At 73.9% G+C, this 21018-nt stretch carries 2 protein-coding genes; both read left to right on the top strand.

What is annotated here, in order from left to right; all coding sequences use genetic code 11:
- The first annotated feature begins 17 nt into the window (after positions 1-17).
- Positions 18-10913 (top strand): type I polyketide synthase, encoded by a 10896-nt coding sequence (locus ACIQWR_RS31365; RefSeq protein WP_404016677.1) that lies wholly within the window; start codon positions 18-20, stop codon positions 10911-10913.
- 60 nt (positions 10914-10973) lie between these two features.
- Positions 10974-20936 (top strand): SDR family NAD(P)-dependent oxidoreductase, encoded by a 9963-nt coding sequence (locus tag ACIQWR_RS31360; RefSeq protein WP_404016474.1) that lies wholly within the window; start codon positions 10974-10976, stop codon positions 20934-20936.
- Positions 20937-21018: the final 82 nt, after the last annotated feature.

Genomic DNA, 21018 nt, shown 5'->3' with positions numbered 1-21018 from the left:
GTGAATCCACCCGCTGACTGAAATCTGCTGGACCGGAAGAGGACTGGATGTCGAACGAGCAGAAGCTCCGCGAGTACCTGAAGCAGGCGGTTGCCGACGCCCGCGACTCCTACGCACGGCTGCGCGCCGTCGAGGAGGCCGCCCGTGAGCCGCTCGCCGTCATCGGCATGAGCTGCCGGTTCCCCGGTGGGGTGCGGACCCCCGAGGAGCTGTGGGAGCTGGTCGCCGGGGGGCGCGCGGGTATCGCGGACTTCCCCGCGGACCGCGGGTGGGACCTGGGGGCCCTCTACGACCCGGAGGGACTGCGCCCGCACAGCTCGTACATCCGCAAGGGCGGATTCATCGACGGCGCCGCGGACTTCGACGCCGAGTTCTTCGAGATATCCCCGCGCGAGGCCCTCGCCATGGACCCGCAGCAGCGGGTCCTCCTGGAGGCCTCCTGGGAGGCGTTCGAGCGGGCCGGGATCGACCCGGCCACGCTGCGCGGCGAGAACGCGGGGGTCTTCGTCGGCGGCGTCCTGTCCGGCTACGGCTCGAACGTGGGCACCACGCAGGACAGCGAGGGCTACCTGCTGACCGGCACCGCCTCCAGCATCCTCTCCGGCCGCCTCTCCTACACGTACGGGTTCGAGGGGCCCGCCGTCACCGTCGACACCGCCTGTTCCTCCTCGCTGACCGCGCTGCACCTCGCCGCGCAGTCGCTGCGCAGCAAGGAGAGCTCGCTGGCCGTGGTGGGCGGCGTGATGGTGATGTCGACGCCGGCCGCCTTCACCGAGTTCAGCAAGCAGCGCGGGCTGTCCCAGGACGGCCTCGTCAAGGCGTTCGCGGCCGCGGCCGACGGCACCGCCTGGGGCGAGGGCGTCGGCGTGGTCCTCGTCGAGCGGCTCTCGGACGCGCGCCGCAACGGCCACCGCGTCCTCGCCGTCATCAAGGGCTCGGCCGTCAATCAGGACGGTGCGTCGAACGGTCTGACCGCGCCGAACGGGCCTTCGCAGCAGCGGGTCATCCGTCAGGCGCTCGCCAACGCGGGCCTCGCCGCGTCCGACGTGGACGTGGTGGAGGCGCACGGCACCGGCACGACCCTGGGCGACCCGATCGAGGCCCAGGCGCTGCTCGCCACGTACGGCCAGGACCGTCCGGAAGGCCGCCCGCTGCTGCTCGGCTCGGTGAAGTCCAACATCGGCCACACGCAGTCGACGGCCGGGGTCGCGGGCGTCATGAAGATGGTGCTCGCCCTGCGGCACGGCGTGGTGCCGCCCACCCTGAACGTGGACGAGCCCACCCCGCACGTCGACTGGACGGCGGGTGCCGTGGAGCTGGTGACCGAGGCGGTCGCCTGGCCGGCGACGGGCAGGCCGCGGCGGGCGGCGGTGTCCTCCTTCGGCATCAGCGGAACCAACGCCCACGTCATCCTCGAACAGGCCCCCGAGACCCCCGAGGCGCCCGAGCCGGAGGCCGAGGAGCCGTCCACGGGCGACGCGGCGATCCCGGTGCTCACCGGCGTCCCCGCTCCCTGGCCGCTGTCCGCCAAGAACGCCGCCGCGCTGTACGAGCAGGGCGGCACGCTGCGGACCTTCCTCGCCGACCCGGGCGCCCCCGACGCGGACGCCGTGGCCGCCGCCCTGGTCCGCACCCGGGCCTCCTTCACCCACCGCGCCGTCGTCTTCGGCGACGAGCGCCCCGCGGCCCTCGCCTCGCTCGCCGACGGCACGGCGGACGCGCCCGGCCTGGTGCACGGCGTCGCACGCCCCGGCGCCAAGGTCGCGTTCGTCTTCCCCGGCCAGGGCTCCCAGTGGACCGGCATGGCCACCGGACTCCTCAAGGCCTCGCCGGTCTTCGCCGAGGCCATGCGCGAGTGCGCCGACGCACTGGCGCCGCACGCGGACTGGAACCTGCTCGACGTCCTCGGCGACGAACAGGCCCTGGAGCGCGTCGATGTGGTGCAGCCCGCCCTGTGGGCCGTCATGGTCTCCCTCGCCAAGGTCTGGCAGGCCGCGGGCGTCACGCCCGAGGTCGTGGTGGGGCACTCCCAGGGTGAGATCGCCGCCGCCTGCGCCGCCGGCATCCTCTCCCTCGCGGACGGGGCGCGCCTGGTCGCGCTGCGCAGCCGCACCATCGCCGAGGACCTCGCGGGGCAGGGTGGCATGGTCTCCCTGGCCGCCTCCGCCGAGCGCGCCGCCGAACTTCTCGGTGGACGCGACGGCGTGTGGCTGGCCGCTGTCAACGGCCCCGGCGCGACCGTCGTCGCCGGCGCCCCCGAGGCGCTGGCCGAGGTCTCCGAGGCCGCCGGGGCCGCGGGTGTCCGCGCCCGCACAATCCCGGTCGACTACGCGTCCCACACCCCGCACGTCGAGAGCATCCGCGACCGGCTCCTCCAGGTCGCCGCACCCATCGCGCCCCGCGCCGGGTCCGTACCGATGTACTCGTCGGTGACCGTGCAGCCCCTCGCCGGGAGCAGCGCCGACGCGCAGTACTGGTACCGGAACCTGCGCGAGCCCGTGCGGTTCGCCGAGACGGTCACCGCCCTCCTCGACCACGGCATCGACACGTTCGTCGAGATCAGCCCGCACCCGGTGATCGCCCCCGCCATCGAGGACCTCGCGGCCGCGGCGGGCCGTGACGACGTGGTGGTCTCGGGGACGCTCCGCCGGGACCACGACGAGAGCACGGCCCTGACCCGCGCCGCCGCCACCCTGTGGACCCGCGGCGCCGCCCTCTCCTGGGACACCTTCCTGGAGGGCGCGGCCACCAGCGCGACCCCGGCCGGCCTGACCGACGTGGCCGAACTGCCGACGTATCCGTTCCAGCGGCGCCGTTTCTGGATGGAGGGTCCCGCCGGCACCGGGGACGCCGCGGGCATCGGGCTCGACCCCGTCGCCCACCCGCTGCTCGCCGCCGCCACGATTCCCGCCGAGTCCGGCGCCGCCGTCTTCACCGGCAGGATCTCCCTGCCGACGCACCCCTGGCTGGCCGACCACGTCCTCCTGGGGACCGTGCTCCTTCCCGGCACCGCCTTCCTCGAACTCGCCCTCACCGCGGGCCGGGAGAGCGGCTGCGGCCGGGTTCGGGAGCTCACCTTGGAGCGCCCCCTCACCCTCACCGCGGACACCGGCGTCACCCTCCAGGTCCAGGTCGCCGAGGCCGACGAGTCCGGCGCGCGGACCGCCACGATCCACTCCAGGACCGGCACCGCCGACCAGGAGGAGCCCGCCGAGTGGATCCGGCACGCCACCGCCACCCTCACGGCCGAAGAGCCCCGAGAGTCACAGGAGTTCGCTGATCTCCAGGGCACCTGGCCTCCCGTCGGCGCCACCGCCGTCGAGAAGGGCGACTTCTACGGCGCGCTGTTCGAGCGCGGCTACGAGTACGGCCCCGCCTTCCAGGGCCTGCGGTCCGTCTGGCGCCGCGGCGGCGAGGTGTTCGCCGAAGTGGCCCTGCCCGAGGAGGCGGCCGCCGCCGACTTCCTCGCCCACCCCGCTCTCCTCGACGCCGCCCTCCACGCCATGGGCCTGGGCGGCCTGTTCGGGGACGAGGGCGCCGTGCGCCTCCCGTTCGCCTGGTCCGGCGTACAGACCTGGACCGACGGCGCCACCTCGCTGCGCGTCCGGCTGACCGCGGCCGGTGGCGACGGCGACGGCGTACGGCTGCTGGCCACGGATGCCGTGGGCACGCCCGTCGCCTCCGTGGACGAGCTCGTGCTGCGCCCGCTCGCCGCCGCCGACGTGCGCGCGGCGGATTCCAGCCGGTCGCTGTACGTCCCGCGCTGGGACGCCTGGCAGCCCGCGACCGCTGCCGCACCTCTCACCGTCTCCTGGCACCCGGGCACCCCGCTCGACGAAGTCCTCGCTGAAGAGCCCGAGTTGGTCCTCCTCGACTGCACCGTCCAGGACGTGCCCGGCGGCGACGACATACCGGCTGCGACCCATGCCATGACCGGCGTCGTGCTGGCCCGCGTCCAGGAGTGGCTCGCCCGGGAGGCGCCCGCCCGGGTCAGGCTCGCCGTGGTCACCCGCGGCGCCGTCGGCATCGAGCCCGAGGAGCTGCCCGACCCGGTGCAGGCGGCTGTGCGTGGCTTCGTGCGTTCGGTGCAGTCGGAGCATCCCGACCGGTTCGTGTTGGTGGATGTGGATGCGGAAGTGGTGAGTGTTCCTGCGGCTGTTGTGGCTGCGGCTGTGGTGGCGGGGGAGCCGGAGTTGGCTCTGCGTGGCGGGGATGCGTATGTGCCCAGGCTGGCTCTGATCGGCGCGGATGTCGGTGTGGTTTCGGGTGGTGGTGTGTCGTCGTGGTCGGGTGGTGGTGCGGTGTTGGTGACGGGTGGTACGGGTGTGGTGGGTGCCGCGGTGGCGCGGCATTTGGTGGGTGTGCATGGTGTGCGTGATGTGGTGTTGGTGAGTCGGCGTGGTGATCAGGCGCCGGGTGTGGGTGTGTTGGTGGATGAGTTGGTGGGTCTGGGCGCGGTGGTGCGGGTGGTGGCTTGTGATGTGGCTGATCGTGGTGCGGTGGGGGAGTTGGTGGCGGGGATCGCGGGGTTGCGTGGTGTGGTGCATGCGGCGGGTGCGGTGGATGACGGTGTGGTGTCGGGGTTGACGGCGGAGCGGTTGGCTTCGGTGTTGCGGCCGAAGGTGGATGCGGCGTGGTATTTGCATGAGGCGACGCGGGCTCTCGGCCTGGAGTTGTTCGTGTTGTTCTCGTCGGCTGCTGGTGTGTTCGGTTCGCCGGGTCAGGCCAATTACGCGGCGGCGAATGTGTTCTTGGACGCGTTGGCCGTGCGGCGTCGTGCCGAGGGTCTTGCGGCTCAGTCCTTGTCGTGGGGTCTGTGGGAGGAGACCAGTGAACTCACCGCCACCCTCGGTGAAACCGACAAGGCCCGGCTCGGCCGCGGTGGACTGCAGGCCCTCGGCACCGAGGAAGGCCTCGCCCTCTTCGACCGGTCGCTGGCCCTCGACGCCCCGCACCTGGTTCCCGTACGCCTCGACCTGTCCCGCGCCCGCGCCGAAGGCCAGCAGGTGCCACCGCTGTTGCGCGCCCTGGTCCGCACCCCCGCGCGCCGCACCACCGGCACCCCCGGGGGCCGCGGTTGGCGTGCGCAGTACGAGGCGACGCCCGAGGACGGGCGCGAGAGCATGCTCGTCGACCTCGTCCGGGCCCAAGTGGCCACCGTACTGGGCCACTCCGGCGCGGAAGCGGTGCCCGCCCAGCGCGGCTTCAAGGACCTCGGCTTCGACTCCCTGACCGCGGTGGAGCTGCGCAACCGGCTGGGCGAACTCACCGGCAACCGCCTGCCCGCGACCCTGGTGTTCGACTACCCGACACCGGCCGCGCTCGGCGCCCACCTGCACGGCCTCCTGGCCGGCACGGCCGCGCGCCAGCGCAGCGAGGTCGCGCGGGTCGTGGCGGACGACGAGCCCATCGCGATCATTGGCATGAGCTGCCGTTTCCCCGGCCACGTCGACTCGCCCGACGAGCTGTGGCAGATGCTCGCCGACGGTCGTGAGGGCATCAGCGGCTTCCCGACGGACCGCGACTGGGCCCTCGACTCGTTCTTCGACCCCACCGGCGAGCGCCCCGGCACCTCCCTGGTGGATCAGGGCGGATTCCTGCACGACGCCGCCGACTTCGACGCCTCCTTCTTCGGGATCTCCCCGCGCGAGGCCGTGACCATGGACCCCCAGCACCGGATGCTCCTGGAGCTGTCCTGGGAGGCCATCGAGCGCGCGGGCGTCGACCCGACGGAGCTGCGCGGCAGCAGGACCGGCGTGTTCTCCGGCCTGATGTACCACGAGTACGCGGCACGCCTGCGCTCCGTGCCCGAGGACGTCGCAGGCTTCCTCAGCAACGGCAACGCGGGCAGTGTGGCCACCGGCCGGGTCTCCTACACCCTCGGCTTCGAGGGCCCCGCAGTGACCGTGGACACGGCCTGCTCCTCGTCCCTGGTCGCGCTGGACATGGCCGTCAGCGCCCTGCAGCGCGCCGAGTGCGACCTGGCGCTCGCCGGCGGTGTCACCGTGATGTCGACCCCGACGATCTTCGCCGAGTTCACCCGTCAGCGCGGCCTCGCGCACGACGGCCGCTGCAAGGCGTTCTCCGACGCGGCCGACGGCATGGGTGTCGCCGAAGGTGCGGGCGTGGTCCTCGTCGAGCGGCTCTCGGACGCGCGCCGCAACGGCCACCGCGTCCTCGCCGTCATCAGGGGCTCGGCCGTCAACCAGGACGGTGCGTCGAACGGTCTGACCGCGCCGAACGGCCCCGCGCAGCAGCGGGTCATCCGTCAGGCGCTCGCCAACGCGGGCCTCGCCGCGTCCGACGTGGACGTGGTGGAGGCGCACGGTACGGGTACGTCCCTGGGCGACCCGATCGAGGCGCAGGCGCTGCTCGCCACGTACGGGCAGGAGCGGGGTGGCAACCAGCCGCTGCTGCTCGGCTCGGTGAAGTCCAACATCGGCCACACCCAGGCCGCCGCCGGAATCGCGGGCGTCATGAAGATGGTGCTCGCCCTGCGGCACGCCGCCGTGCCCCGGACCCTGCACGTGGAGCGGCCCAGCGAGCACGTCGACTGGACGGCGGGTGCCGTAGAGCTGGTGACCGAGGCGGTCGCCTGGCCGGAGACGGGCAGGCCGCGGCGGGCGGCGGTGTCCTCCTTCGGCATCAGCGGAACCAACGCCCACGTCATCCTCGAACAGGCCCCCGAGGCCGCCGAGCCGGAGCCGAGTGCCGAGCGGCCCGAGCCCGTGCTCGCCGCCGTCGAAGGCGCCGTACTGCCGTGGCTCGTCTCGGCCAAGTCCCCCGCCGCGCTGCGCGGCCAGGCCGAGCAACTGCGCGCCTTCGCAGCCGCGCGGGCCGAGCCCGCGGCGACGGCCGCCGCGCTCATCGGCGGCCGTACCGCCTTCGACGAGCGCGCGGTCGTCCTCGCCGCCGGCCCCGAGGGCTTCGCCGAAGGGCTCGCGGGCCTGGCCCGCCAGGACGCCGAGGTCCCCGGGCTCGTCGCCGGTACCGTGCGCCCCGGCGCCAAGGTCGCGTTCGTCTTCCCCGGCCAGGGCGCCCAGTGGACCGGCATGGCGCTCGGCCTGATGGAGTCGTCGCCGGTGTTCGCCGGAGCCCTGCGCGAATGCGCCGACGCGCTCGCGCCGCACGCGGACTGGAACCTGCTCGACGTCCTCGGCGACAAGCAGGCCCTGGAGCGCGTCGATGTGGTGCAGCCCGCCCTGTGGGCCGTCATGGTCTCCCTCGCCACGGTCTGGCAGCACTCCGGCATCACGCCCTCCGTGGTCGTCGGCCACTCCCAGGGAGAGATCGCCGCGGCCTGCGTGGCCGGTGCCCTGACCCTGGCCGAGGGCGCCCGTCTCGTGGCCCTGCGCAGCCGCGTCATAGCCGAGGAGCTCGCCGGGCGCGGCGGCATGGCCTCACTGACCGTGCCCGCCGACGAGGCCCAGGCCCTCATCGACCGGTACACGAACCCCGGCGGCGCCGAACCCGCCACCGGCGTGGTCATCGCCGCCGTCAACGGCCCCGGCGCGGTCGTCGTCGCCGGTGACGAGGGACCGCTGCAACAGCTCCTGGACGGCTGCGAGTCCGACGGGATCCGCGCTCGCCGCATCCCCGTGGACTACCCCTCGCACGGGCCCCAGGTCGAGCTCATCAAGGACCGCCTCCTCAAGGAGCTCGGTGACATCAGCGCGGCGCGGCCCCGGGTGACCTGGCGCTCCACCGTGACCGGTGAGGACGTGCGGGACCGGGAGGCCGACACGGAGTACTGGTACCGCAACCTCCGTCAGCCGGTGCGCTTCGCGCAGGTCGTCGCCGACCTCATGGAGAGCGGCATCGACACCTTCGTCGAGATCAGCCCGCACCCGGTCACCACCGCCGCCCTGGAGGACGCCGCGCTGCGGGCCGGGGGTCGAGAGGTCGTCGTCACCGGCACCCTGCGCCGCGACGAGAACGAGCGCACCGCCCTGCTCCGCAACGCCGCCGTCCTGTGGACCCGCGGCCTCGGTGTGGACTGGACCGCCCTCACCCCGGCCCCGGACGCGCGGGCCGCCGCCGTCGACCTGCCGACCTACGCCTTCCAGCGGGAGCGCTACTGGCTCGACGCGCCGAACGACTTCGGGGACCCGGGCGGTGTCGGCCAGGAGGCCACCGGCCACCCGGTGCTCGCCGCGGCCGTCGTCCCCGCCGGGACGGACAGCATCCTGTTCACCGGCAGGCTCACCGCCCCGGCCGCGGCCTCGGCCGCGGAGCACACCGTGCTCGACACGCCCGTACTGCCCGCCGGCGCCCTGCTCGACTGGGCGCTGTACGCCGCGGACCGCCTCGGCCTGCCCGGCGTCGCACACCTGGAGCAGCACGAACCGCTGCTCCAGGCTCCCGACGGCGCCGTCCGCGTCCAGGTGATGGCCACGGAGCCCGACGACTTCGGGCACCGCCGCCTCACCGTCCACGCGCAGCCCGACGGTGACGCGACCGCGGAGTGGACCCTGCACGCCACAGCCGAGCTGCACCCCGGGGCCGAGGAGACCGACGAGGCGTACGCACGGCTCGCGGGCACCTGGCCGCCGGCCGACGCCACCCCGGCGGACACGGCCGGGCTCTACGGCGAACTCTTCGCCCAGGGGCAGCAGTTCGGTCCGGCCCTCCAGGGGCTGCGCGGTGCCTGGCGCACGGGCGAGGACATCTACGCCGAGGTCGAGCTGCCCGAGCGGGCCGTCGAAGGGCTCGCGCCGCGCGCCGCGCTCCTGGAGTCCGTCTGCCACGCCTGGCGCCTTGCCGACGCGGACGGTCCCGGTACCGCCGGAGTCCTGCAGCCCGCCGTCTGGCAGGGCGTGCGGGTGCGGGCCGGCGGCCTCGACACCGCCACCGGCCACGAGGCGGTCGACGGCGCCCGGATCGTTCGGGTCCTGCTGTCCCCGGCCGGCGACGGAGCCCTGCGGGTGCGCGTCACCGATGCCGAGGGCATCGCGCTGCTCGGCGCGGACCGGGTCGAGCTGCGTCCGGTCACCGCGGCCCGGCTCCGCTCGGCAGGTGCGGCAGCGGCGCGTTCGCTCTACGAGGTGAGTTGGGAGCGCCGTGCGTTCGATGAGCCCGCACAGGCGCCGAGTTCGATCCTGTGGGACGGCACGCGGTCGGCGGAGCAGATCGAGGCCGCCGTCGCCGACGGTGTGCGGCTCGTCCTTCTGGACGCGAGCGCGTTCGTCACCCCCGGGCAGCGGGAGAGCGAGGGCGAACACCTGCCACAGCTGGTCCACGAGGCGCTGACCGCAGCCCTCGCGCGCGCCCAGCAGTGGCTCGCCGACGAGGCGCTCGCCGACGCACGGCTCGCCGTGGTCACCCATGGCGCCGTCGCCGTGTCGAGCAGCGACCCGGTGGACCTCACGCAGGCCGCTGTGCGTGGCTTCTTGCGCTCGGCGCAGTCGGAGCATCCCGACCGGTTCGTGCTCGTGGATGTGGACGCGGATGTGGATGCGGAGGGTGTTCCTGCCTCTGTGGTGGCCGCGGCCGTTGCCGCGGGGGAGCCGGAGTTGGCTGTGCGGGGTGGGGATGTGTATGTGCCCAGGTTGGCTGTGGTGGCCGCGGGTGCGGATGTTGGTCTGCTTCCTGGTGGTGGTGCGGTGTTGGTGACGGGTGGTACGGGTGTGGTGGGTGCTGCGGTGGCGCGGCATTTGGTGGGTGTGCATGGTGTGCGTGATGTGGTGTTGGTGAGTCGGCGTGGTGATCAGGCGCCGGGTGTGGGTGTGTTGGTGGATGAGTTGGTGGGTCTGGGCGCGGTGGTGCGGGTGGTGGCTTGTGATGTGGCTGATCGTGGTGCGGTGGGGGAGTTGGTGGCGGGGATTTCGGGGTTGCGTGGTGTGGTGCATGCGGCGGGTGCGGTGGATGACGGTGTGGTGTCGGGGTTGACGGCGGAGCGGTTGGTGTCGGTGTTGCGGCCGAAGGTGGATGCGGCGTGGTATTTGCATGAGGCGACGCGGGCTCTCGGCCTGGAGTTGTTCGTGTTGTTCTCGTCGGCTGCTGGTGTGTTCGGTTCGCCGGGTCAGGCCAATTACGCGGCGGCGAATGTGTTCTTGGATGCGTTGGCCGTGCGGCGTCGTGCCGAGGGTCTTGCGGCTCAGTCGCTGTCGTGGGGTCTGTGGGAGGAGACCAGCGAACTCACCGCCACCCTCGGCGAGACCGGCCTGCGGCGGATGAACGCCGGCGGTGTCCTGCCGCTCAGCACGGAGGAAGGACTCGCCCTCTTCGACCGCGCGCTCGCGAGCGGCCTGCCGCACTCCGCGCCGGTCCGGCTGGACCGCGCCCAGCTGCGCGGCGGTGAGGACACGCCCGCGCTGCTGCGCGGCCTGGTGCGCGCCGCGCCGCGCCGCGCCACGGCGCCGGACGACGCGCAGGCGCTGCGCAGCCGCCTCTCCGCGCTGCCCGCGGCCGAGCGGCAGGAAGCCCTCCTGGAGACGGTGCGCGGCCAGATCGCCGCGGTCCTCAAGTACGGCGCGGGCGACCAGATCTCGGCCACCCGGCCGTTCACGGAGCTCGGCTTCGACTCGCTGACCGCCGTCGAACTCCGCAACCGCCTGGCCCGGACGGCCGGTACGAGGCTGCCCACCACGCTCGTCTTCGACTACCCCACGCCCGCGGCGCTCACCGGCCATCTGCTCACGATCCTGCTGCCCGCGACGGAGGCCGAGGACTGGGGCAGGGAGACGGTCGACCGTCTCGAAGCCATGCTCGACGACGAGCGCGACGAGGCCGAGGTCAACAGGCTGACGGCCCGTCTGGAGACCCTGCTGCTGCGCTGGCGGGAACGCTCCAGGACGCTCGCCGCCACCGCGCCGGGCGGCGGCCGGGCCCAGGACATGGGGGTCGACGAGCTGAGCGAGGTCAGCGAGGAAGAGCTGCTGCGCTACATCGACGACGAGATCGGGCTGAGCTGATGCACGCACGGCTGCACGCACGGCCCACCAGCACGTTCTGCACAATGAGGGGTTTCGGACATGGCTGAGAAAGAGCAGATCGTCGAGTACCTGAAGCGGGTGACGGCGGACCTGAAGCGCACCAGGGGCCGAGTCCGAGACCTGGAGGAGGCCGAGCGCGAGCCCATTGCGATCGTCGGCATGGGCTGCCGGTTCCCGGGCGGGGCCGGTACGCCCGAGGAGTTCTGGGACCTGCTGCACGACGGTGTCGACGCCATGAGCGACTTCCCCGACGACCGCGGCTGGCAGCAGTTCGAGGGCAGGACCCGCCCGCAGGGCGGTTTCCTCGATACGGCCACCGAATTCGACGCCTCCTTCTTCGGCATATCCCCGCGCGAAGCCCTGGAGATGGACCCGCAGCAGCGGCTGCTCCTGGAGACGTCCTGGGAGACCTTCGAACGCGCGGGCATCGACGTCACCGGCCTGCACGGCAGCAAGGCCGGCGTGTTCATCGGCGTCAACGGCGCCGACTACCCCGGCATGCTCAACCAGGCGGGACACGAGTCCCTCGGCCACCTCCTGACCGGCAACGCCCCCAGCGTCGTCTCCGGCCGCATCGCCTACACCCTCGGCTTCGAGGGCCCTGCCGTGACGGTCGACACCGCCTGTTCGGCCTCCCTCGTGGCGCTGCACCTCGCGGCCCGCGCGCTGCGCGCCGGCGACTGCCCGCTGGCCCTGGTCGGTGGCGTCACCGTGATGTCGACCCCCGGTGTGTTCGCGGAGTTCGGCAAGCAGGGTGGTCTTGCCGGCGACGCCCGGTGCAAGGCGTTCGCCGAGGGTGCGGACGGCACCGCGTGGGGCGAGGGCGCGGGAATGCTGCTGGTGGAGCGTCTTTCCGACGCCCGCCGCAACGGGCACCGCGTCCTCGCCGTGGTGCGGGGCACCGCGGTCAATCAGGACGGTGCGTCGAACGGTCTGACCGCGCCGAACGGCCCCGCGCAGCAGCGGGTCATCCGTCAGGCGCTCGCCAGCGCGGGCCTCGCCGCGTCCGACGTGGACGTGGTGGAGGCGCACGGTACGGGTACGTCCCTGGGCGACCCGATCGAGGCGCAGGCGCTGCTCGCGACGTACGGGCAGGAGCGGGGTGGCAACCAGCCGCTGCTGCTCGGCTCGGTGAAGTCCAACATCGGCCACACCCAGGCCGCCGCTGGTGTCGCGGGTGTGATCAAGATGGTGCTCGCGATGCGGCACGGGGTGGTGCCGGCGACGCTGCATGTGGACGAGCCGAGCAGTCATGTGGACTGGGCCTCGGGTGCTGTGGAGCTGGCGACGCAGCGGGTCGCATGGCCTGCGCGGGGTGTGCGGCGTGCGGGTGTGTCCTCTTTCGGGATCAGTGGTACGAACGCCCACGTCATCCTGGAGGAGGCCCCGCGGGAGGCCTCCGTGGACGAGGCCGTGGCCCAGGGTGGGGGCGGCGCAGGGCGGGAGGCCGTCGGCGTGCTGCCGTGGGTGCTTTCCGCGAAGTCGCCCGCTGCGCTCCGGTCCCAGGCGGCGCGGTTACGTGAGCACGCCGTGGCGCGGGAGGTGGACCTGGCGGGGACGGCGGTCGCGCTGGCGACCGCCCGTACGGCCTTCGACTACCGCGCCGTGGTCCTCGCCGAGGACGCCACCGGCTTCACCACCGCCCTCGACACCCTCGCGGACAAGGGCACCACGGGCCGCCACCTCGTCCGTGGCACGGCACGGCCCGGTGCCAGGACCGCCTTCGTCTTCGCGGGACAGGGCGCGCAGTGGGCGGGCATGGGGGGACAGTGGTACGAGCAACTCCCGGCCTTCGCCGCGGCGTTCGACGCCGTCTGTGAGGCCGCCGACCCGCAGCTCGACGTGCCGCTCGCGGACGTGGTGCTCGCAGGCTCCGCAGGCCGCCCCGCGGACCACGCGGAGCTGATCTATCGGACCCGCTACACCCAGATCGCCCTCTTCGCCGTCGAGGTCGCGCTGTTCCGCACCCTGGAGGCGTGGGGCGTGCGCCCGGACGTCGTCCTCGGTCACTCCATCGGTGAGATCGCCGCCGCCCATGTGGCCGGAGTCCTCTCCCTTCAGGACGCGGTCACGCTGGCCGTGGCCCGTGGCGACCTGATGCAGCAACTCCCGGACGGCGGTGCCATGCTGGCCCTCGACGCCACCCGGGCGGAGGCCGACGCATGGCTGCGCGCCCTGCCCGAGCAGCACCGGCAGCGGGTGGCGATCGCCGCGGTCAACAGCCCTTCCGCGGTGGTCGTGTCCGGTGCGTCGGACGCCGTCGACCAGGTGGCCGAGGCCGCCGCGCGGGCGGGGCGCCGGCTGCGCAGGCTCCAGGTCAGCCACGCCTTCCACTCGCCGCTCATGGAGCCGATGCTCGACGGGTTCCGCTCCGTCCTGGCGGGTCTCACCTTCTCCCGCCCGGTCGTCCCGATGGTCTCCACCGTCACCGGTGAACTCGCGGCGGACGACATCACCTCACCGGACTACTGGGTGCGGCACGCCCGCGAGGCCGTCCGATTCCAGGACGCCGTGCGCGCCGCGGAGCCGCGCGTGGACGCCTTCCTGGAGATCGGCCCGCACACCGTGCTCGCCCGGCCGATGGAGGACAGCCTCGCCGCGGGCCACTCCGCCACCGTCACCTCCGTCGCCCACCGCGAACGGCCCCTGGTCGCCACCTTGCTGAGGGCGGTCGGCGCCCTGTGGGCCGGCGGCGCCGACGTGGACTGGCGCGCGCTGCTGCCCGCCGTACCCGCGGGCCAGGACCTGCCCACGTACCCCTTCGAGCGGCAGCGCTTCTGGCCCCGCGTCCCGCCGCACCGCGCGAGCGACGTGAGCGGCGCCGGACTCGCCGGACTCGACCACCCGCTGCTGGCAGCTGCCGTCAGCGTCGCCGACGGCAGCTCCGCCGGCGGCTCCGTGCTGACCGGCCGCCTCTCGCTCACCACCCACCCCTGGCTCGCCGACCACGCGGTCCTGGGCGCCGTGCTCCTGCCGGGCACCGCCTTCGTCGAACTCGCCCTGCGCGCGGGGCAGAACGTGGGCTGCGGCCGGATCCGCGACCTCACCCTGGAGACCCCGCTCGTCCTCACCCCCGAGGACGCCGTGCAGATCCAGGTCGGCGTGGGCCCCGCCGACGACGAGGGCCACCGCCACGTCGTCGTGCACTCGCGCCTCGAACCGTCCGACGACGGGACGAGCGGCGTGGAGCCCGAATGGGTCCGGCACGCCCAGGGCGTGGTCGCCCCACTGGACCGGAGCCCGAACGCCGACGACTTCGGCGCGGTCACCGGCGCGGTGTGGCCGCCCCGGGGTGCGGACCGGGTCGAGATCGAGGACTTCTACCCCGCCCTCGCGGGGCAGGGCTACGCCTACGGCCCCACCTTCCAGGGGCTGCGCGGGGCTTGGCGGCGCGGCCCCGACGTCTTCGCCGACGTGGAGCTGCCCGAGGCCGCGGCGGACGACGTCGCGGGCTTCGGCGTCCACCCGGCCCTGTTGGACGCCGCCCTGCACGTCATTGGCCTCGGCGGCGCGGCCGACGGCGCCGAGAACACCTCGCGCGTGCCGTTCGCCTGGAGCGGCGTGCGGCTGTGGGCGAGCGGCGCCCGTACCGTCCGCGTCTGTCTGACGACCGTGGGCACCGCCGCCGTCCGCGTACGGATCGCCGACGCCACCGGCACCCCCGTCGTCGGCATCGACGAACTCGTCCTGCGGCCCGTCTCGGCGACCCCCGTGGGCCCGAGGCGCGCCCTGCTCGCCGAGTCCTTGTTCACCGAGGCCTGGGAACCCCGGAAGGCGGGGGCACCGGAAGCCGCCGGGGAAGCGGCTCCGCGGATCTGGGGGCCGGACACCGGTCTCGAAGAGCTGACGGCCGCCGACACCGTGCTCCTGGACTGCGCGGGAGTCGCCGACGCCGACGCCCTCGAAGCCCCGGACGGGTTACGGGCCCACGTGGGCCACGCCCTGGCGCGCATCCGCGCCTGGCTCGCGGACGACGGCATCGCCCCGGCCCGGCTGACCGTACTGACCAGGGGCGCCGTCGAAGTGCACCCCGGAGAGGGCGTGGACCCGATCCAGGCCGCGGTGCACGGCCTGGTGCGCTCGGCGCGCTCCGAGCACCCCGAGCGGTTCGCGCTGCTCGACCTGGCGCCCGGCACCGGACCCGCCGACGTCCCCTGGCCCGCCGTGCGCGCCGCGCTCGCCGACCAGGAGACCGAGATCGCCGTGCGCGGCGGAGGCGTCTTCGTGCGGCGGCTGGTGCGCACCGCGACCGACGCCGACGCTCCCGCCCCGTACACCGGGCAGGGCACGGTCCTGGTCACCGGCGGCGCCGGCGTCATCGGGTCCGCCGTGGCCCGCCACCTGGTCACCGCCCACGGCGTCCGCGACCTGGTGATCGCCGGGCGGCGCGGCGCCGACGCGCCGGGTGCCACCGAACTCGCCGAGGAGCTGCGCGCTGCGGGCGCCGAGGTGCGCCTCGTCGCCTGCGACGTCTCTCAGCGGCCGATGCTGGCCGAACTCATCGCATCCCTGCCCGAGTTGCGCGGCGTGGTGCACGCCGCAGGGGTCCTCGACGACGGCATGGTCACCGCGCAGACCGCCGAGCGTCTGGACACCGTGCTGCGGCCCAAGGCGGATGCGGCGTGGCACCTGCACGAGCTCACCCGGGAGCGGGACCTCGACCTGTTCGTCCTGTTCTCCTCGGCCGCGGGCATTTTCGGATCTCCGGGCCAGGCCAACTATGCGGCCGCCAACGCCTTCCTGGACGCGCTCGCCCGGCACCGCCGTGCGGCGGGGCTGCCCGCGCACTCGCTCGCGTGGGGCCTGTGGGCCGATCCCAGCGCCATGACGGGGACGCTCACCGACACCGACATGGGCAGGCTCAGCCGGGGCGGCCTCCGCGCCATCAGCGCCGACGAGGGCCTCGCCCTGTTCGACGCATCGGTGCGGCTCGACGAGCCGGTCGTCGTTCCCGTACGCCTGGACCTGCGCGGCCAGGCCGACCCGCCCGCGCTGCTGCGCTCCCTGGTCAGGTCCGCCCCGCGCCGTGCCTCCGACGCCCCCGCGGCCGCCACCTCGGCATGGCACGAGAGGCTGCTCGGACTGTCGGCCGCCGAACGCTCCGCCGCCCTCGTGGACCTGGTGCGCGAGCACGTCGCGACCGTCCTCGGCCACACCACGCCCGAGGGCATCGCGCCCGACCGGTCGTTCAACGACCTCGGCTTCGACTCGCTGACCGCCGTCGAACTCCGCAACCTGCTGGCCGAGTTCACCAAGGTGCAGCTGCCCACCACCCTCGTCTTCGACTACCCGAGTCCCGAGGCGCTCGCCGGCTTCCTGGGCGAGACCCTCGCGGACCCCGTGGAGCGGGGCGCACGCGTCGTCGAGGTGCGGGCCACCGGCGACGACCCCATCGCGATCGTCGGCATGGCCTGCCGCTTCCCCGGCGGCGTCGGCTCGCCCGAAGAGCTGTGGGACCTGGTCGCGGACGGCCGCGAGGGCATCGGCGGCTTTCCCACCGACCGCGGCTGGGACCTCCAGCGGCTCTACGACCCCGAGCCCGGCCGCACCGGATCGACGTACGTCCGCGAGAGCGGATTCCTGTACGACGCGGCCGAGTTCGACGCGGGATTCTTCGGCGTCTCGCCGCGCGAGGCCACCACGATGGACCCGCAGCACCGGCTGCTCCTCGAAACCTCCTGGGAGGCCATCGAGCGCGCGGGCATCGACCCGACGAGCCTGCGGCGCAGCAGGACCGGCGTGTACGCGGGACTGATGCACCACGACTACGTGGCACGGCTCCAGGAGATCCCCGAGGAGATCGCCGGGTACCTCAGCAACGGCACCGCGGGCAGTGTCGCCTCCGGCCGCATCGCCTACACCTTCGGCTTCGAGGGCCCGGCCGTGACGATCGACACCGCGTGCTCCTCGTCCCTCGTCGCCCTGGACATGGCCGTGTCCGCGTTGCGCAGCGGCGTGTGCGACCTGGCGCTCGCGGGCGGCGTCGCCGTGATGTCGACCCCCACCGTGTTCGCGGAGTTCGGCAAGCAGGGCGGTCTTGCCGTCGACGGCCGGTGCAAGGCGTTCGCCGAGGGTGCGGACGGCACCGCGTGGGGCGAGGGTGCGGGGATGCTGCTGGTGGAGCGTCTTTCCGACGCCCGCCGCAACGGGCACCGTGTCCTTGCCGTGGTGCGGGGCACCGCGGTCAATCAGGACGGTGCGTCGAACGGCATGACGGCGCCGAACGGCCCGTCGCAACAGCGCGTGATCCGCGAGGCATTGGCTACCGCGGGTGTGGGCGCCGCTGATGTCGATGTGGTGGAGGCGCACGGTACGGGTACGTCGCTGGGTGACCCGATCGAGGCGCAGGCGCTGCTCGCGACGTACGGGCAGGACCGCCCGGAAGGTCGCCCGCTGCTGCTCGGCTCGGTGAAGTCGAACATCGGCCATACGCAGGCCGCCGCCGGTGTCGCGGGTGTGATCAAGATGGTGCTCGCGATGCGGCACGGGATGGTGCCGCCGACGCTGCATGTGGACGAACCGAGCAGTCATGTGGACTGGACCTCGGGTGCTGTGGAGCTGGCGAGGAAGAAGGTCGCGTGGCCCGGGCGGGGTGTGCGGCGTGCGGGTGTGTCCTCTTTCGGGATCAGTGGTACGAACGCCCACGTCATCCTGGAGGAGGCCCCACGGGAGGCTTCCGTGGAGGAGGCCGTGGCCCAGGGTGGGGATCGGTCCGGGGATCGGTCCGGGCGGGAGGCCGTCGGCGTACTGCCGTGGGTGCTTTCCGCCAAGTCGCCCGCTGCGCTCCGGTCCCAGGCGGCGCGGTTACGTGAGCACGCCGTGGCGCGGGACGTGGACCTGGCGGGGACGGCGGTCGCGCTGGCGACCGCCCGTACGGCCTTCGACTACCGCGCCGTGGTCCTCGCCGAGGACGCCACCGGCTTCACCACCGCCCTCGACACCCTCGCGGCCGGGGCCGTTCCCGGTGACGGCGCCGCGCGCGGCGTGGCCCGCGCATCGCTGAGGACCGCGTTCGTCTTCCCCGACCGGGTCGAAGGGCTGGCCGACGCGGCACAAGAACTCCTGGACACCTCACCGGTGTTCGCCAATGCGCTGGCCGAGTGCGCCGCCGCCCTGGCTCCGTACGCCGACTTCGCCGTCCTCGACGTCCTGCGCGACGATCCCGGCAGGCTCGCCGACCCGGCCGTCGCCCGCCCCGCCCTGTGGGCGGTCACGGTGTCGCTCGCCGAGATGTGGTCGGCCCTCGGCATCACCCCGGTCGCCGTCGTCGGCTTCGGCGGCGGCGAGATCGCCGCGGCCTGCACCGCCGGCATCCTGTCTCTCACCGACGGCGCGCTGCTCGCCGCCGGACAGGGCCGCCTGCTCGCCGAGCATGAGCACGAGCACGAGCAGGTGAGGGCGCTGGCGGCCCAGGTCACCGCGGGCGACGGACGCGTACGGATGTACTCGGCCGTCACCGGGGCCCGCCTCGCCGCCGGCGACCTGGACGCCGAGCACTGGTACCGCACCCTGCGCGAGCCGGCCGGGCCTGACGCCGCGGTGAAGGAGCTCCTCGGCGACGGCGTCGAGGCCATCGTCGAGCTGGGCACCCTCGTCGCCGCGGAGACGATCACCGCCGTCGAGGAGGCCACGGCGGCCGAAGGCCCCGACGTCCTGGTCACCGCCGCCCTGCGGCAGGGCCGGGAGGCGCGCCCCGCAGTGCTGTCGACCGCCGCGGCACTGTGGGCGCGCGGCGGCGCCATCGACTGGGCGGCCCTGCTCGACTCGTCGGCGCGCCCCGCCGACGTACCCACGTACGCCTTCCAGCACCAGCGTTACTGGCTGGACGTCTCCCCGCCCGCGGGCGACGCGGGCACGGTGGGGCTCACGGCCGCCGGCCACCCGCTCCTCGCCGGCGTGGTCGAGCCGGCGGAGAGCGACACGGCCCTGCTCACCGGAAGGCTCGCGCAGGCCACCCACCCCTGGCTCGCCGACCACGCGGTCGCGGACACCGTCGTGCTGCCCGGCAGCGTCCTGCTCGACTGGGCGCTGTACGCGGGAGACAGGCTCGGCTGCGCCCAGGTGGCCGAACTCGCGCTGGAAGCACCGCTGGTACTGGATCCGAACGCCGCCGTGCACGTCCAGGTCCAGGTCGGTGCGGCGGACGGGGCGGGGCTGCGTGCGCTGACCGTGCACTCCAGGCCCGAACCCGCGGCCGGTGTGGACGCGGGGGAGTGGACCCGCCACGCCCGCGCCGTCGTCGCGCCGGCCCTGCCGAGCCCCGTGGACACCTCGGAGTTCCGCGCACTGTCCGGGGCCTGGCCGCCGCCCGGCGCCCATGTCCTCGAACCCGCGGCCCTCTACGCCTCGTTGGAGGAGCGGGGCCACGTCCACGGCCCCGCCTTCCGCGGTCTGCGCTCCGCCTGGCGCAGCGGCACCGACATCCTCGCGGAGGTGGCGCTGCCCGACGAGGCCTTCGCCGCGGGTCACGGCTTCGGCGGTCTGCACCCGGCCCTGCTCGACGCCGCGCTGCACGCGCGCACCGCCGAGCGGCCGACGGACACGGACGCGGACGGTGCGCAGGTGTGGCTGTCCGCCGCCTGGAGCGGGGTACGGGTCCTCGACGCCACCGGCACCACGAGCCTTCGCGTACGAGTGTCCGACGCGGGCGACGGCGCGCTCCGCCTGCACCTGGCCGACACCACGGGTCGGCCGGTCGCCGAGGTCCGCGAGCTGTCTCTCAGGGCGGTGCCCACCGCCGGCTTCCGGCGCGCCCGTGACACCGAGGCCCCCACCCCGCGAGCGCCGGCCCAACGGCCCGCCGCCCGCCCCGCGCAGGCGGGGCCGGGCGCCGTCGCGCGAGTCCTCGCCGCCGGGCCCGACCGACGGGCCCGGCTCGTAGAGGACCTCATCCGTACCGAGCTCGCCGCGGTCCTCGGGCACGGCGACGCCGAAGTCATCGACGTGGAGAGCGAGTTCCTCGACCTGGGCGTGGACTCGATGGCGGGCATCGACATACGCACCAGGCTCGGCTCGCTCCTACGCCTGGAGCTCGCCGCGGCCACGCTCTTCGAGCACCCGACCACGGCACTCCTCGCCGTACACCTCGTCGACCTCATCGGCACCGCGCCGGAGCCGGGCGACACGGGCACCACCGGCACGGCCGCCCCCGCCTCGCCGTTCGACAGCCTGGAGGCTCTCTACCGCCAGTCCCACGCCCTCGGCAGGGCGGGCTCGACCGGCATGGACCTCATCCAGGCCGCAGGCCGGCTGCGGGCGGTCTTCGGCCAGGAGAGCGCGGCGGAGCACCTGCAGGAGCCCATCCGTCTGGCCAGGGGCGACGAGGGCCGTGCGGCCCTCGTCTGCGTCCCGGCCATCACGGCGACCGCGGGAGCCCTCCAGTACGTCGGGCTCGCCCAGCAGATCCAGGGCGAACGTGATGTGATGGTGCTGGTCAACCCGGGTTTCAATGAAGGCGAGTTGGTGCCGGGGTCGTTCGAGGCGTTCCTCGACCTCCAGGTCGAGGCACTGCGCTCGGCCCTGGGCTCGCGGCCCTTCGTGCTCCTCGGGCACTCCGCGGGCGGGCTGATCGGCCACGCCCTTGCCGCGCACGCGGAGCGGTCGGGGCTCGCCCCCTCGGGTACCGTCGTCCTGGACACCTTCCAAGCCGGTACGCGGTTCTCCGCCGAGCTGAGCCGCGCCATGCTGGACGGCCTCTTCGCCCGCGAACACCTCTTCGGCAGCGGCGCGTTGAGCGGCGTCCGCCTCAGCGCGATGGGGCATTACCACACGCTGATGGACGAGTGCGCGCTCAGTGGGACCAAGGCGCCGACCCTCTTCGTGGGCGCCGAGGAGCCCCTGCCGTACCAGGCCGACGGCTTCGACGACGACGGCTGGCGGGCCACCTGGTCCCTTCCGCACACGCGGATCACCACACCGGGCGACCACTTCACGCTCATGGAGGAGAACATCGCCATGACCACCACCGCGATCCGCGGATGGCTCGCGGAACGCGACATCTGAACCTCCGCGGGGCAGGGCGCAGTTCTGCCCCGCGGCTCTCACCGGCCACTTCCACCGGCCACCACATCACCACCGCGGCTCA

The sequence above is a fragment of the Streptomyces sp. NPDC098789 genome (assembly GCF_044759975.1).
Classification (GTDB): domain Bacteria; phylum Actinomycetota; class Actinomycetes; order Streptomycetales; family Streptomycetaceae; genus Streptomyces.
The sequence above is the reverse complement of the archived record's forward strand: the minus strand, read 5'-3'. Positions and strand labels throughout refer to the sequence as shown.